At 30.6% G+C, this 15,876-nt stretch carries 14 protein-coding genes; 6 read left to right on the top strand and 8 right to left on the bottom strand.

Annotation, left to right across the window (positions count from 1 at the left end; translation table 11 throughout):
* The 3 genes from EOV51_RS03645 (at position 1) to EOV51_RS03635 (ending at position 3,468) form a co-directional block, all read left to right on the top strand.
* The gene (locus EOV51_RS03645) at positions 1-894 is read left to right on the top strand and encodes an SH3 domain-containing protein (RefSeq protein WP_128149955.1); all 894 of its coding nucleotides are present in this window, start codon (positions 1-3) and stop codon (positions 892-894) included.
* Between the two features lie 690 nt (positions 895-1,584).
* Positions 1,585-2,214 (top strand): hypothetical protein, encoded by a 630-nt coding sequence (locus tag EOV51_RS03640; protein ID WP_128149953.1) that lies wholly within the window; start codon positions 1,585-1,587, stop codon positions 2,212-2,214.
* A gap of 369 nt (positions 2,215-2,583) precedes the next feature.
* On the top strand, positions 2,584-3,468 hold the full coding sequence (locus EOV51_RS03635) for a DUF4349 domain-containing protein (protein WP_128149951.1): 885 nt from the start codon (positions 2,584-2,586) through the stop codon (positions 3,466-3,468).
* A 156-nt stretch (positions 3,469-3,624) separates the two neighbouring features.
* On the opposite strand, the gene EOV51_RS03630 is transcribed toward EOV51_RS03635, so the two are convergent.
* A complete protein-coding gene (locus tag EOV51_RS03630; protein ID WP_128149948.1) occupies positions 3,625-4,395 on the bottom strand; it encodes a hypothetical protein in 771 nt (256 codons plus the stop codon).
* A 741-nt stretch (positions 4,396-5,136) separates the two neighbouring features.
* Here EOV51_RS03630 and EOV51_RS03625 point away from each other — a divergent pair.
* Positions 5,137-5,559 (top strand): DoxX family protein, encoded by a 423-nt coding sequence (locus EOV51_RS03625; RefSeq protein WP_128149946.1) that lies wholly within the window; start codon positions 5,137-5,139, stop codon positions 5,557-5,559.
* A 151-nt stretch (positions 5,560-5,710) separates the two neighbouring features.
* Here EOV51_RS03625 and EOV51_RS03620 read toward each other — a convergent pair whose 3' ends face one another.
* Complete coding sequence (locus EOV51_RS03620; protein WP_128149943.1) at positions 5,711-6,244, bottom strand: hypothetical protein; 534 nt, start codon at positions 6,242-6,244, stop codon at positions 5,711-5,713.
* Between the two features lie 189 nt (positions 6,245-6,433).
* Between EOV51_RS03620 and EOV51_RS03615 the strand changes: the two genes are divergently transcribed.
* Positions 6,434-7,417, top strand: coding sequence for a tetratricopeptide repeat protein (locus EOV51_RS03615; protein WP_128149942.1), 984 nt, complete (start codon positions 6,434-6,436; stop codon positions 7,415-7,417).
* Between the two features lie 266 nt (positions 7,418-7,683).
* Here the strand turns inward: EOV51_RS03615 and eptA are convergent, their stop codons facing one another.
* From eptA to EOV51_RS03590, 5 genes are all read right to left on the bottom strand, one after another.
* Entirely contained in the window at positions 7,684-9,204 is a 1,521-nt protein-coding gene (eptA, locus tag EOV51_RS03610; RefSeq protein WP_128149940.1) for a phosphoethanolamine--lipid A transferase EptA, read from the bottom strand.
* Positions 9,191-10,018, bottom strand: a complete 828-nt coding sequence (locus tag EOV51_RS03605) for a phosphatase PAP2 family protein (protein ID WP_128149938.1) — start codon at positions 10,016-10,018, stop codon at positions 9,191-9,193. The genes eptA and EOV51_RS03605 overlap by 14 nt, the downstream gene beginning before the upstream one ends.
* Positions 10,019-10,493: 475 nt before the next feature.
* Positions 10,494-11,426, bottom strand: a complete 933-nt coding sequence (locus EOV51_RS03600) for a threonine/serine dehydratase (protein WP_128149936.1) — start codon at positions 11,424-11,426, stop codon at positions 10,494-10,496.
* Positions 11,427-11,446: 20 nt separating this feature from the next.
* On the bottom strand, positions 11,447-11,815 hold the full coding sequence (locus tag EOV51_RS03595) for a RidA family protein (protein ID WP_128149934.1): 369 nt from the start codon (positions 11,813-11,815) through the stop codon (positions 11,447-11,449).
* 103 nt (positions 11,816-11,918) lie between these two features.
* Positions 11,919-12,710 carry an AraC family transcriptional regulator gene (locus tag EOV51_RS03590; protein ID WP_128149931.1) on the bottom strand — a complete coding sequence of 264 codons (792 nt, stop codon included), beginning with the start codon at positions 12,708-12,710 and terminating at the stop codon, positions 11,919-11,921.
* A gap of 286 nt (positions 12,711-12,996) precedes the next feature.
* On the opposite strand from EOV51_RS03590, the gene EOV51_RS03585 reads away from it, so the two are divergent.
* Entirely contained in the window at positions 12,997-13,503 is a 507-nt protein-coding gene (locus EOV51_RS03585; RefSeq protein ID WP_128149929.1) for a PepSY-like domain-containing protein, read from the top strand.
* 141 nt (positions 13,504-13,644) lie between these two features.
* Here EOV51_RS03585 and EOV51_RS03580 read toward each other — a convergent pair whose 3' ends face one another.
* Complete coding sequence (locus EOV51_RS03580; RefSeq protein ID WP_128149927.1) at positions 13,645-15,816, bottom strand: helix-turn-helix domain-containing protein; 2,172 nt, start codon at positions 15,814-15,816, stop codon at positions 13,645-13,647.
* Positions 15,817-15,876 lie beyond the last annotated feature (60 nt).

Here is a 15,876-nt window from a genome sequence, read left to right as displayed (position 1 = left end):
ATGAAAAAACAATGGAATAAAAAAATAGTAATTATTACAGGTATTATACTTTTAATATGTGTAGGAATATTTTGCTATATAAAATTTTTTCAAAGAGAAAACAATTTAGTGGATAATTACAATTATTCTGATACACAATTAGCATCAGAAGCATTGCCGGTAGATGTGGGAAATATTTTTACAATTCCTGAATATTATCAAATTATGTCTCCCGAATATATGATGTGTGTATACAGTATTTTTCAACAAAATGGATATCTTGCAGGTGAAAATAATGGCAAATATTTTTTCACGAAAATAAAAGATAGAGTAAAAAAAGTAGTGGCCTATGGGAATTTTACTAATGAAGAAGATTTAAAGGATTTAGATATGGCTTTTCTTCTGGAAGAAAATGATTTTAGAAGTAGTGCTTTATATATTGTTTCTTCAAAGTGTAATTTATTATTTTATAAATATTATGATGATGAATTACCAATAATTAATTCTTTTTATAAAGGGCAAAAAATTTTCATGGATAGTCAGGAGTTGGTTCCTTCACCATCCGATGGGATTATCTTAAAATTTAAATATTCAAAAAAAGCGTTACTCTTTAATCCTAAAACAAAAACATTTGAAGAATATCATCAATATACCCGTGAAGAAATAAATGATATAAATAAGGAAGAAAGGTATTTTAGAGATGAGTATGAAGAAGAGCCAGTTACGTATGTAATTTCGGATCCTGAAGGATATGCTAATTTAAGGGAAAATAATAATGCCAATTCACAGATAATACAACAGATAAAAAGTGGAGAGAAAGTGGAAGTTTTAGATAATGAAGGAAATTGGTGGTTGATAAAGACCCAAGAAGGAAATCAGGGATATGTTTATTATAATAGAGTAATAACAAGATAAATATAAATAATACTTAGTTTTTGAAAGATTAAAAACAGATAAAACTAACTTTTCCGTTCCTAAACCGGAAGGAGTAAATCCTGTTACTAAAAATGCACCAGAGCAGAAGGGGGGAGATAAAAAAGGTAAATGCCCTAATTGTGAAAAAGATATCACAGCAGAGGAGTTAAAACAAATTTTCCAAGTGCGACAGATGTAAACAGAAAGATAGTTGCAGATACTTACAACTACTGGTGTAAGAAAATATAAGGCAGGAACTCGTAATACAAGGGCACTACCAGAAGATAGATCTGCTTGTATATTTCTAGTATTTAAAGGGAAGAATGATAGATAAGACAAGTAAAATGTTTTGATTATGGAGTTTTATAAGTAGTAATATAAAAATGAAAATTTCAATGAATAGGGTAGAATTATAGAAATTGATTTAAAATCCGAAACCTACGGACTGACTTAAATTGAAATATTAAATTTAAGCCCTCGAATTTTTGGTTCTATGGGCTTATTTTTTGTTTAATTAAAATGGTAGTTTGGGTTTCTGAAAGTAGATTAAAATAGCTTGTTTTAATTTAGTGAATAATCTGAAAAACCTACTATTAGTTAAATGATAAAAAGAGCTACTATAAAAATAGAATTTTATAATATATATGTTTTTAATATTTTTGGGAAATTAATAAACAAAATTAAATACTAATGAAAACAAGATTATTATTTTTTTTAATTCTTTTTACAGTTAATATCTATGCTCAGCATAAAGATAATCCAGAAGTGATAGGTTCAACACTTGCGTCTGACTCTTTTGTTTTAAAAGGAGATTTAACCATTTACTTTAAAGATGGAACTTCTCAAACAGGAAAGTATCATATTAAAGGAACGGAAATTAAAGAAGACCATATCAATTACAAGGATATTGATTATATCAAGACAGATTATGGTAGATATGAATACGTAAATGTGTCAGATAATAAAGTATTTTTATTAAAAGTTGAAGATACAGGGGGGGGAGAAGAATACCTGAAAAGTGAAAAATTAACCTTTTATGTTGCCAGAGCTAAATTAAAAGGCAGCGTTAACCAAATGGGTAGTTTAACAAACGTACAACCTTATTCAGGTTATTATATGGTAAAAGAAGGTATAGACAAAGCTGTCTATTTTAAATATATGAGTGATAATTTTGCGAAAAAATACTTTTCAGATTGCAAAGGAATAATGGAAATATATAATGATAAAAAAAGAAGGAAAAAATTTGAAATCAATTCATTAAGTATTTTTAGAATTTATAACAACGATTGTAAAGAGGGTTATACTAGCGATTATTATTAATTTTCTCAGAACGTGTAAATAAGGTTTAATCTTTATCTATGACAATCTTCAAAAGTACCTTACTTAAAAACAATAATTTAAACTCTGTAAATACTAATTATAGAGTTTTTTTTTCATAAAATTATGATGATTTGTATAAAATTACTCCGATTGATTTATGGTAAGAAGCAAGAAGTAGTTTACGTAGATAAAATTTTCATGCAATAGAATTTATTTATATTTAACATAATCCTTTTAGCAACTACATTCTATTCTTAATGCTTTGTTCCAGATGAAGCATAGGCATCTTTTTCATATATTTGGTTTTTATCATCAATAATATAAAGAAGATTATTATACAATAAATATAAAGCAAAAAGAATAAATTTTATGGTAAAAAATTTCAAGAAACGATTTTGGAAAATAAGTAGATGGTATCTAGGGTTATTTATATTACTGTTTATTTTTCGATTAATTTATGGATATGTAGTAGTTAGTAAAAATATTGATTCAAACGGAAGTGGTTACGGAGAAGATTTTTTTAGCAACATAGATAATTTACGTAAAAATTATGCCTCAGAGAAAATAGTTAAAGAGGGAGCATTACCTGGTGGACCTAATCTGAATACGATATCCAATCAAAAATTTGAAAAAACAGCATCTGTTAAAACTAAAACCTCAGAGTTTGACAAAGATGAAAAATCAATAAAGTCTAAAGTAAAATCATACGATGCCGTGATTCAATATGAACAGAATTTGGGGCAAAAAAGGAATCGCCAAATCCATTTATTAATCGGAGTAAACCCTGATAAATTTGATGAATTTTATCTGGATGTACAGAAGATAGGAAGGGTGAAAAATGCGGAAATTACGAAAGTAGACAAAACTAATGAATATAGGCAGCTTAATGCGAAAAAAAACTCTATAGAGAATACCTTAGAATCATTAAAAGAATTAAAATCCAGAGGCGGAAAGATTTCTGATTTCATATCTCTTAATGAAAAAATATTAGAAGTAGAAGAAAAGCTTCAGGAGCTGGGAGTGGAATTAGGAAATTTTGATTCCGTTAATGAATTTTGTACTGTAAAATTATCGATTTATGAAGAAAAACCAGAAAAACAGATAAGCTTTATTCATAGGCTGAAAGTTGCTTTTGAGTGGAGTATTGAATATATTTCGATCATTATTTTCACCTCCTTTGTACTTTTTATTTCTATTTTTGTTCTTCTTTTAGTTATTGATAAATTTAAAGTAATTACTATTTCAAATAAATAAAAAAGTTAAAATAATAGATAACAGAAAAAGAAAACCCCGGAAATCAGATGTTCGGGGTTTTCTTTTAAGTTTTTTATAGAAATATCTCGCTTTAAGAGCGGAAATATTTTTGAAATCAAAGATTTAATGATTTAAAATACAATAGGTATTGTTATTTTAATTTTTTTCTTTGTACGTAATTGTAGATGTATAAATATCAACTTCTTCAAAGTCCTTTACTGAAATAGTAACCTGAGTGGGGTAATTCGCTTGAAAATTTAACCACTTATATTTAACTAACAGGGTATTTTCTTTTTCAGAGATTGGTAAATTTGGACAATAATATCCGTTAGCACCAAGTTTTATGAAAGTTTTAAACCAAGATGGGAGATTTACATGTCTAAAAAATCCTTGTTTTTCAAGATCATAAGTAAGTTCAGTCACTCCATTATCATTTCCACTATCTATTTTAATTAAATTATTGTTTAAGTCATAATAATATCGTTCAAGTGGTCTTTTTATAGAAATTAATTTGTCATTATTTATCTCAAGAGACTTTTCGGAAGATATATCCTGTTTATTACTAATTTCTCTTATTTTTGAAGGGTAATTATTTCCATTCTCATATATAAACTCAAATGTAACTAAGTAACTCCCATCTAATGCACTATCAATTACTTGAATGGGTAAATCTCCGGAATAAGTAATGGTTTGAGAGTAAGAATCTTCAGGCTGATCAAAGCTTTTATATACTATAGATGTAAATCTATTTAAAGAGTCATAAGAAAAATAAGTAGTTTCAACGTCATTTACAATTGAAGTAGGCAACAATGCTTTGTTTTCGATGGTTTTAAGTGTTCCGTCAGTCACTATATCATCCTCGTTATTGCAAGCCGTAAATAAAGTGCATAAAAGCAAAAGAGATGAAAACGCCAGAATTTTTTTCATAATTAAATAATTTTGTAGTTTAAAATACAAATATACTTAATTTGAATTAATCATTTATATTGTATTTTATTTTATATGTACTCTGTATGATGTTTTTGAGAATAATAAATGTATATAAATCTCAATATATTATAAATATATTGTTTTTGATTGTATTTTATGTGGTATATCTGTATAAGAAAGTATTTTCACGTTTGAGTCGGTTTTCAGATGTTCTCTTTTGACAAATATTGATTTTTTAGAAGGAATTGTATTAGTTTGACAATTCAGAGTGTATGATTTTCATAGATAGTATAAAGTATTAAATGGGTTTTTTAACATGTGGGGTTGACAAACTATTTCATAAAGTTCATCCAACTAAGCTTTGAGATTAAATAATAAATAAATTAAACCGCAGTCAATAATTAAAACTTTTTATTCTTTATTTCTTCTTTTAGTTATTGATAAATTAAAAGTAATTACTATTTTAAATAAAAAAGTTAAAATAATAAATAACAGAAAAAGAATACCTCGGAAATCAAATGTCCGGGGTTTTCTTTTAAGTTTTATCACGGTTAGTTTTTTACAAAAATGTTGTTACTATCAATAAAAAAGTGTTTATAATTTGTAATGAATGGAGTGTATCAATTATTTTCTATTTGTAAGAAAAAAAATAGAATTTAAAATTATAAGTAGTCATTGAGGTACAAAATTTGATGAAAGAAAAGCTAATTTAGTATAAAATAACTAAAAAAGATAGTAATGAATAAAATGTTTAACAAATTCGTAGAATGGTTTTTACGAGTGGCAATTGCCGCAGGATTTCTTTCAGCTTCCGCAGACCGGTTTGGATGGTGGCCAGCAGAGGTTTCTGCCTGGGGAAACTGGAAAGCTTTTGAAGCATATACCGCTTCTTTATTGTTTTATCTTCCGGATTGGATGGTAACTATTTCGGCTGGGGTTTCTACAATTTTAGAAGTAATTTTCGGTATCGCATTACTTACAACCTTTAAGGCACCTCTTATTGCTTTTTGCAGTGGAGTGTTAACTCTTTTATTTGCAATGGGAATGGTGATAGGCATAGGAATAAAGGCTCCTTTAGACTATTCTGCATTTACAGCCTCTGCCGCTGCATTTGCCTTAAGTATTATTTCATACGAATCAGGGAAACATAAAAGACATTAAAATTTCCATTCACGTAACTAAATTTTATATTAAGGGCAAAAAACACGTATCATTTATCTTTGTTTTAAGTTCCCGATTAGAAAATTCACAATCACATAACACATAGTAATTACTATTACTATGTGTTGTTATATAAGTCATGCCTGAGGGCTTATTTTTCGTTATAGTATTTTTCCCATTTAGCTTTTAAGCTATCCATTAAGGCTATATAATATTCGTTTCGTTCATTAAAATCAGGAGCTGAATGATCAAGGGAATTAATTCCATCTTTCATATAATGCATGTTTAAAGATCCCCATCTCCCTACATCTAAACCATAACTTTCCAAAACCGAAACCGGATCTATTCCATGTTGCGACGCAACAGACTGATGCCAGAGTATATCCTGATAGGTTTCATAATCCGGAGCAATTTGCAAAAGGCTTTCCATATCCACTAAAGGAGTAGAAGCTTCAGCAAATCTTCCTACTTTAGGATTGGCAAATATTTCTCCAAATCGGGTGGTATATTCCATATTTTCAGCCATTAATTCTCCTAAACGGACATTCCACTGGCTTAAAGTCTCCTCCCAAACAGATTTATCCAGACCCAATATTTCTATCACCTGCTCTTCGCTCATCCCTTGCCCCAGATGGGCACTTGCTGCTGCATATTCCTCAAAGCTTACTCCGTTGATTGTTTCCATATGTATTTATATTTTTAAGTTATTTTATTTATGGTAGCATCGTTACCAAATATAATATAAAAATAATTACAAAATGCTTACGTTGTAAATTTGTATTTTTGTGTATTGTCGATATTTATTAATATTGAATCTTAACTCAATAAAAATTAGTAAAAGAAATTTATTAAAAATAAATAGTTCTTAAAACATATGAAATTGAAAAACTCTTCTTGGTATTTAAATTTATCAGTTAGCTTTATATTAATATTACTATTGGCTGGATCTCAAAAATTGCAAGCTCAACAGTCTGGCTTTACAGGTTTTTACAACTCTTTGCATAGGTTAAGCCTTCCAGTTGATACTAGAAGCCTAAAAAAACTTACAGGACATACATGCGATAATTCCTTTTTTTATTACGATTTTGATAAAAACTATTTTACTTTAGACAACCTAAAAGTTATAGGTAAGTTTGAAGTACGCAATTGTAAATTTGTAATTTATAATTTTTCTTTATTAGGAGAAGGAGAAGGGTTTCATGAAAATGTATACTTAGTAAATGCCTTTTCGGAAGGAGGAAATTATTTAGATAATATAGTTATATCTGGTCGTTTAGGTGGAGAAGGAGGAGCGGATATATTTTCTGGGAAAATAACAGAAACTGAGTTTTTAATGAAAATCAAAGAAGAGTATTATGAGTCTTCTACAGGATTAAATTACGATGTAGGTATTGAGAAAGAAGAAAGTTATACTTTTAATTTTCAAACTCGAAAATTTGAAATGATAAAAGAAGCCTACGTGTGTAAAAAATTAAATTTCAATTTGTTTTATAAACAAATAAAAAATGCTTTTCAGGATTCTGATAGAAAGATTATCGGTGGAGATTATGCATTAAAAATAAAACCTCTTTTATACTGTAATCCTTTATCGACAAAAAATATTGATAAATATAGAGACATTGTTCATTACTTAGACAAATCTGGAGCACCATATGAGGCAATTAACATATTAAAAGCAATAACAGAAAAATACCCAGAAAAAAGAGAGTCCTGGTTAAACTTGGGAGATGCTCAGTGGGCTACGGAAGATTATTCCGAAGCTAAAAAATCTTACCAGAAATATTTCTATATCATAAAAGAGCAAAATGGTGAGGTTGATGAAATTCCGGGATATATATATGAGAGAATGGAAGAGTAATGTGCACATTTTGTATTTACATTCTTTTCATATTCCAATGACCATACCCATGAATAAATTACCCAATTTCTTTCAAAATGTTCTTGATTAGAATTATAATAAACTGAATAATGAGCTTTATGCTCTTCCTTTAATTTAATATTTTTTTGGCTATTTGTAAAAAAACTCAAAAATAAATAAAGAGAGTATCATGCATACAAAAACCCGGATACTCTCTGTATATGTTAATTTTTGTTTTTCTAACTATGAGAGAGAAAAGTAATGATTTATTTAAAAATATTCATTTCTTCATTATAAATAGGACTCTGAATACCTAAAAAGTTAAGTACACTGTGAAACACATGGTTTTGGGTCAGGTGAGCATTGGGTTTCAGTTGTCTGTAATCATCCAATAGCCATACGATAAAAGGGATTTCATATTGTTCTTTTGGAGCAAGGCTGATAGGGATGCCATGCATGTACAGGTTTTTTTCACCCAAAGACTCTCCGTGATCCGAAACGAATAACATCGTACTGTGGTACTCTTTCATTTGTTTCAAATCTTCGATAACTTTAGAAAGAAGATAATCTGTATACACAATGGTGTTATCGTAAGCGTTAATCAGTTCTTCCTGAGAGCATTTGCTCAGCTCCACACTGTTACATACGGGTTTGAAAATCTCAAACCTTGAGGGATATTTTTTGCTGTAGGAAGGTCCGTGGCTCGTACTGGTATGAAGGATCACTAAAATTTTATTCTTTTTACTTGCCAGTATCTGTTCTTTAAGACCTTGCAAAAGAACCTCATCATACGCACAGTCTTCTCCTTCACAAGAAGCCTTTAAAGCTTCCTTATCCAGATAGTTTTTAATATGGATGGGAGGTTGTCCCCAATTGGTAGTCCTCCAGATTACTTCCACATCGTTTCTAAATAAATAGTTAGGGAGAATTTCATATAATTTATTAGAATTGGTATGTTCTAAAATGCATTTTACCCCGGCAGTCGTGTAAGTGGCACAGGAAGTGGCATTAAATGTATGAAGATTTTTTGTTTGGGAAAGTAAAGGATTGGTGTTTTTAGGGTATCCGTATAAAGAAAAGTTCTGACTTCTCGCAGATTCACCAATAACTAGAATAACAATTGATTTCTCATTATCTTTAATCGTAGCATCAGGTAATAAAATTTCTTTTTCGTTTTCCTGATGTTTATGAATAAAATAGAGAGGAATGTTTACAGAATAGGACCACGGCATGGCAAGTCCACCCAGAGTCTTGGAATTTTTATCAATCCATAACCAGTTGCTTGCATTTGCAAATACAAGGATAAGCATAAAGGCCAAAGACAAGGCAGACGTTAAAGCAAATTTTTTGAAAGTGGTTTTAATTATTTTAACCCTTATGATATAAAGGCTGGGAAGTACACCCAGAATAATAAAATATAAGACTAGCTTTACAGAAAAAAAGCTGCTGGACTCTTCATAATTAGTATTGAAAATATTCCCAATCATACTCTCGTCAATAATAACCCCATACGTATTAATGAAATAAACAGCTACCGAGTTAATAAGAAAAGTGAGTACCAGTAAAAATTTTCCTACAAAGCGTGAAAGGTATGTAAATAAGAAAAAAACAAAAAAGTTGGCGACCAGCATAATGATTACAAGGCATACAATCAATATGGCACCACCCAATGACTGGTAATCAACATTCTTGAAAACAAATCCAAAAAACGGGTAATGATAAAGCAAGAAATTAAGAATGCTCAATAATAAAGCGAAATACGATATTTTTAGATTATTTTTTAACATAACTATGAATAATTAAATAAAGGGATATGATCAGGCTAAAGATAGAAAAATAAAATATAATTAAATCTGATTGAATGATTTTTGCTATCAATACACCTATACAAACAAGAAAAAGTACAATGAAAAAAGGATAAAACTTTTTATTTCCTATCCACTGCCATAATTTACATTTCTGATCAATTAAAATACCTAAGACACCGGAAATGTATCCTATAATAGATCCGATAATTACATCTAACGGATAATGGGCTCCTACACCTACACGGGTAAAAGCAAAAATAAGTCCCAGTAATATGATAAAACTGCACCAGACAATAGTGCACATCATTTTTTTAGGCATAAAAGCAAACAAAGAAACGGTTAAAATCGTAAAAACTGTGATGGAATGACCAGAGGGTAAACTATTGTTTCCGCATAACAAGTTACCTACAACCGTAAAGTGTTGATGTTCGTAAACCGCAGCTGGACGAGGCATTTTAAAGAACCATTTAAGCAGGCTGCATAACACCGCGGAAACTAAGGAAGCGGTAATCATTACCTCCCATAATTTAGGGACATAGATGATAAAGACGCTTAAAAAAGATAAAAACACCAATGCATCACCAAACTGCGTTAAATTGTAAATGAAAACAGGATATTTTGATAATATCGAATTAATATATAAAAACCAGTCTTTCTGGGATAAAGTATAGGAGCTGCCATCTAAAGCATATTCTTTATACAAAAAACCAGCAATTAATAATAATAGAAAAAGAGGTAGATATAAAAGAGAGGAACTAAGCTTGGCAAAGTTATTTATAGCTATTTTATTCATAATATTTTACTAGTAGTTCTTTCAAACATAGCATTTAGCATAAGTATAAAACATCTTCATGTTTTTAATTTATCACAAATAAACTAAAAACAAAAAGCTCTCGGTAATGTTTATAATCTGCAAATTTAGATTTATAATGTGTGTACGTTCTTTCTTAAGTATAACATTTCATAAAAATGTAACGAAAATTATGACCTAAGATTGGGTGCAAATTTAAGATTTTTTTTAAAAGACAGTAATTTTATATATTTAAAAAGCAACGGATTTACGAATATCTTAAATTATATTTATAAGGATAAGTGTCAATTAACGAATTGTGTTGGAAAATATATAGCAATAAAGCCGTATCTTAAGATGCAAGAAGCAATTTTGATACGGCTTACAAAGTTGTACTAATTAATTTCTGAATTTAAGCAATGTCACTAAGCATAAAATAGCTCCGGATTCATACTAAATTTTTAAAAATTGTAAATAATTAAAAAGGCAGGTTTTTTAAATCAACATTACCTCCGGATAATATAATTCCTATGTTTTTGTTTTTATATTCCGCTTTGTTTTTTAATAACGCAGAAAAAGCTACTGCACTGGAAGGTTCAACAATAATTTTCATTCGTTCCCAAATCAGCTTCATGGCACTTATAATTTCTTCTTCTTCTACACGGATAATGCGATCGATTCCATTTTGTATGATAGGAAAATTAATATCACCCAGTACGGTCTTTAATCCGTCAGCAATAGTAGGTGCGTTCGAATGATTTTCAATTTTTCCGGATTTCAGCGAACGGTAAGCATCATCCACCCATGCAGGTTCACCTCCAACCACCTGAGTTTTAGGAGAAAAATGTTGTGTAGCCAAAATTGTTCCGGCAGCTAAACCACCTCCGCCTACAGGAACAAACAAAAAATCAAGGTTTGGGTAAATTTCTATAAGTTCCATGGCAGCGGTTCCCTGTCCTTCAATAACTTTGAGATCGTTGGATGGGTGTATAAACGTAAGCCCTTTTTCCTGTATCAGTCTTTGAGTATATCTTTCCCGATCCTCATTAGTTGGCGGACATTCAATGATAGTTCCACCATACCCCTTAACTGCATCTTTTTTAACAATTGGAGCTGTTTCTGGCATAACAATATAAGCTTTAATTTGAAGGCTTTTCGCAGCCAGAGCAAGCGCTTGAGCAAAGTTGCCTGAAGAATGGGTAATGACACCCCGTGCTTTCTGAGCCTCAGTCAAATGCAAAAGAGCATGAATTGCCCCTCTCATTTTAAAAGCACCCATACGTTGAAAGTTTTCGCATTTAAAATACAGAAAGCAATCAGTAATTTCATTAAGTAAATGTGAAGTAAGAACCGGAGTACGGTGGATATAAGGGAGTATCTGTTTATATACTTCTTCTAAATGGTTTTTCATATATATATTCTTTAAATTAATTAGTATATTTCGGCAATAGCTTCGATTTCTAATAAATAACCATAATGTAGTTCAGGTACAGGTACAATACATCGGCTAGGTTTGTGTTTACCCAAATAGGAGGCATAAATGCGATCAAAAGAGTCCCACAAACCAATGTTAGTCATGTAAACAGTTACTTTAACCAAGTGGTTTTTTGTACATCCGGCTTCAGACAAAATAGAGTCCAGTTTTTTAAAAATTATTTTTGCCTGAGTTTCAAAATCTTCTTCAAAATAATGGTTCCCGTTTGCTATGGGTAACTGACCGGAAATAAACAAAAAATTTCCCGAAATTATTGCAGGCGAATAATGACCGTTATTTATCTCTGAGGTTGGAATAATTTGCATAAGCTTAAATTTAAATTGACTTCAGTTTTTTACAATTATAAATGAATAGGAAGACAAAATTAATTGGTAAGCTCAAAGAAAAATAGAATGAAATTAGTCGGAATTATACTTGTCTGAACTTTTTAGGAATAAAACCTGTATAAGATTTAAAAGTACGGACAAAATGGCTTTGATCGCTAAAACCGCATTCAAAAGCTATATCTGTTAAAGATTGTGAAGTATGGATGATCAGAGAAGTGGCTTTTTGTATCTTGAGTATGCGTAAATACTCACTAGGGGTACATCCGAAATAGTGTGTGAAATATTTAGAAACCGTAACCTTGTGTACTGAAAATAAATCAGAGATTGTTTCCAGACATAAAGGTTTATCCCAGGTGTCATGAAGATAGTCTTTAATTTCATAAATCCATTCCGGTTTATTTTTCAAATTTAAAATCCGGTGATTTTTATAAAATATACTCAAAATTAACTGTTCAATACCTGCTGCACTTAAATTATCTTGTACATATAATTCATGATAAAGCTTGATTAAAGTAAGAGATAGACTAGGATCTGAATTGCAGGTCATTCGTATATCTTCAAAAGTAAGATCTTCAGAAAAAAAATGATTTTCAAAATCTATATTAACATGTATGGACTCATCAGCCATTTCACAGATTTGATGATGTTCACCAGGATCATAATAGATAGTTTTTCCGGGATTTCTTGAGTAAGTGTTTTTTTTCTTTTCCAGGCATCCTCCACGTAGAACAAAGCTTAGGTGAGCATTAGGATGGTAGTGCCTGCTAGTATCAAAAGAACTGGGTGTATATGTAGTAACCGAACAGGAATAAGCATCAGTAACAAGTTCATAAATTTTATTTCCAGAGTATTCTCTTTTTGATAATTCTCTCATAAATCCGTATAATTTAAAGGATTAGCGATAATATTTTACAAGGTACAAAAAAAATAAATTTTATATGCTTTAATAATAATGAATGTTAAATCATGTAAAAAATTAGTATGATAGTTTGTTAATAGAGATAAATAAAGACGTAAGTTGTCTAAATAAAAAGAGGTAAATGATATTAATCAGTAAATTGAGAAAAAAAACTTTATCTAAATCTTAAAACTACAGAATCACTACAGAATTGTAAGCTAAATTTGCTATATAATTAAATAAGAAATTAAAAATTTATAGTATGAAAAAGTTAATAATACCAGTTTTGGCAGTAGTTTGTTTTACGGGAGTGTTTGCCGCAGGTACTAGTTCCGTACTAAAAACATCAGAATATGAGTTTGGATATTTTAAAAATCCGTATTTTAGTTTTATATCACCCTCTCAATTACCGGCATCCGCACAAAATTATTTAAACACCTATTTTGGAGGATTGTCTAACGTTTCAAGAGCCAAAGTAGATCGTCATAAGTACGAAGTAGAAACAAGAGACGGTTTTGAAATTAAATTTAACCTGGATGGTTCAGTAAGAAAAATCGAATCCGATTACAAATCGATTCCTATGGGTACTTTAAGTAAGCTTCCCGGAAATGTATACTCTTATACGAGTACACAGTTTGCCGGATGGAATTTATTAAAAGTCGAAATTAAAAGTTCTAAAATCGAATTGGATTTAGAAAAAGGTAGATACGAAGCCGAAGTTAGATTTAACGGAGCCGGTAAATTGATTAAAGTTAAATACGACGATTAAACGTTTTAGTTAAAATTACATTGAACTGAAGAGCTTTCGTAACGGGAAGCTCTTTTTTTGTCAGAAAAAATAGTTATAAAGTCATTAAACAATTATGATAAGAATAGGTTAGCTGAGTAATTATTCGTTTATCGGTAAAATTTATTTTCCCAAATCACTTCTCACAAATTTAATTTCATCATAAGAATAATCTTCTCCCAGTAAATCTTTGAGTTTTTTTAGTTCCAAAGTTTCCATTTCCTCAATTTTTTGTTTAATGACATCATATTTATCAGAAGACACAAAAGCAAGTACAGGTAACTTGTTTTTGGAAATAAGTTGAGCTACGTGGTTACTGATAGTTGATACTGTTAAATTTCTTTCTTTCGCTACCTGTTCCAAAGACTTTCCTTCATTAATCAGTTCAAGCGTCAATAAAACTGTGTCACCTTTACCGGAAGATGAAGTTACTGTTTTTCCTGAATCACTTATAAATATAGATTCCTTGTAAGTAAGACGTTGATCAATGAGTTCTGCAGAAAGAATTTGTTTTATTTTTAGTTTTATCTGGCCTTCAAGTTCTTCAATTTCTCTTAAATAAAGGGTGATTCTTGACTTATTTTTATATTCAGTATAGTGCAATATCAACGGCTTCCAAACTTTTTGAAATAGTTCATCGGCAAAGTATTCCACAGCGTTAGTACTTCTGTTTTTTATCTTTTCCCACTGCGATGAAGATTCAGTAGGCTGGCTATACCAATTAAGTAAGGTGCCTTCAAATTTTCTTGCAACAATTTGCAACGAATGTAAGCATTCATCAATACTAGAAATCAGTTCAAGAACCAATTGTTTTTCAGGAATACTTTTTTCAATGGTCATTTTTCGCCATTCATAAACTCCCAAAAGTAAAGACTGTATATCAAGAGTACGAAACAAAGATTGCAGGGCAAATAAATACTTTTCCTTTTCAAGTATAGCTTCTAATTCTTTAACATTCCACATTTGATTTTGGAATTCGTTAATTTTTTCGTCCTGAATGATATTATGATTTCGAATCATAGATTTTAAAACGATTCCTTCCAGAGTACGGCATCTGCTCAAAGCCACATAGACCTGTCCGGAGGCGAATGATTTTCCGGCATCAATAATTACCTTGTCGAAAGTAAGTCCCTGACTTTTATGTATAGTAACAGCCCAGGCCAGGCGAACAGGGTACTGGGAAAAAGAGCCTAATTCTTCTTCCTTTATTTTACCGGTTTCAGCATCAAAGTTGTATTTAATATTTTTCCACACTTCATGCTCCATCTTAAAGGGGTCTTTCTGATTTTCAAAGCGAATGTAAATATCAAAATCTTCAATTTTTTCAATAAGTCCTATTTTGCCATTGAAATATCGTTTTTCACCGGAACTATCATTACGAATAAACATCACCTGGCTACCTTCTTTTAAAACCAATTCGGGTTCTGTCGGGTATGAATTTTCAGGAAATACTCCATCAATAATAGCCTCAAAAAACTTTATAGGTTTATTTAGTTTCTCTAATGCTTGTTGATTGATGGTATCCGCAATATAATTATGAGTGGTTAGAGTAATATAGCCAGTTTCTTCCGGCATAAAATCAGGATCATACCGTTGGTGTAACAATTCATAATCTATAGAATCATAATCCTGAAAACGAACGGCGTTTAACAAACTGATGAAAACAGGATCTTCCTGACGATATACTTTTTTAAACTCAATGCAAATCGGCTGTTCTATTTGTAAAACTTGTGCATCAAAAAAGAAAAGACTCTTATAATATTTTTTTAAAAGGTTCCATTGCTCGTCTTTTATTACCGGTGGCAACTGATACATATCTCCTATCATAATAACCTGTACTCCGCCGAAAGGTGCCGGATTTTTCCTCACGCTTTGTAACGCCCAGTTAATTGCGTCCAGAATATCTGCTCTTAACATGGATACTTCATCCAGAATTAAAAGCTCTACCTCAATTAATAATTTTTTCTTTTCTTTATTATAGCGGAAATGTTGGTGAAGTTCAGACTTTGTAATAGCAATATTTCGATCCACCCACCCATCATTAGCAGGAACAAAACTGGTAAGAGGAAGTAAAAATAAAGAATGAATGGTTACACCCCCGGCATTAATAGCAGCAACACCCGTAGGAGCAGCAACAATTGTATTTTTTTGAGTATTGTTTTTCAACTCTCTTAAAAAAGTAGTTTTACCGGTTCCTGCCTTCCCGGTTATAAACAAATTCTTATTCGTATAATTAGCAAGATTAAAAGCCAGTTGCTGTTCTAAATTTATGATTGGCTGAGAAGAATTTAACATACTTTTTTCAATATTAGGACAAAGATAAGTGAAAACTTAAAATAACCTGACAACTGTTTC

Source organism: Apibacter raozihei, from assembly GCF_004014855.1.
Classification (GTDB): Bacteria; Bacteroidota; Bacteroidia; order Flavobacteriales; family Weeksellaceae; genus Apibacter; species Apibacter raozihei.
This window is presented reverse-complemented; position numbering and strand designations above follow the sequence as displayed.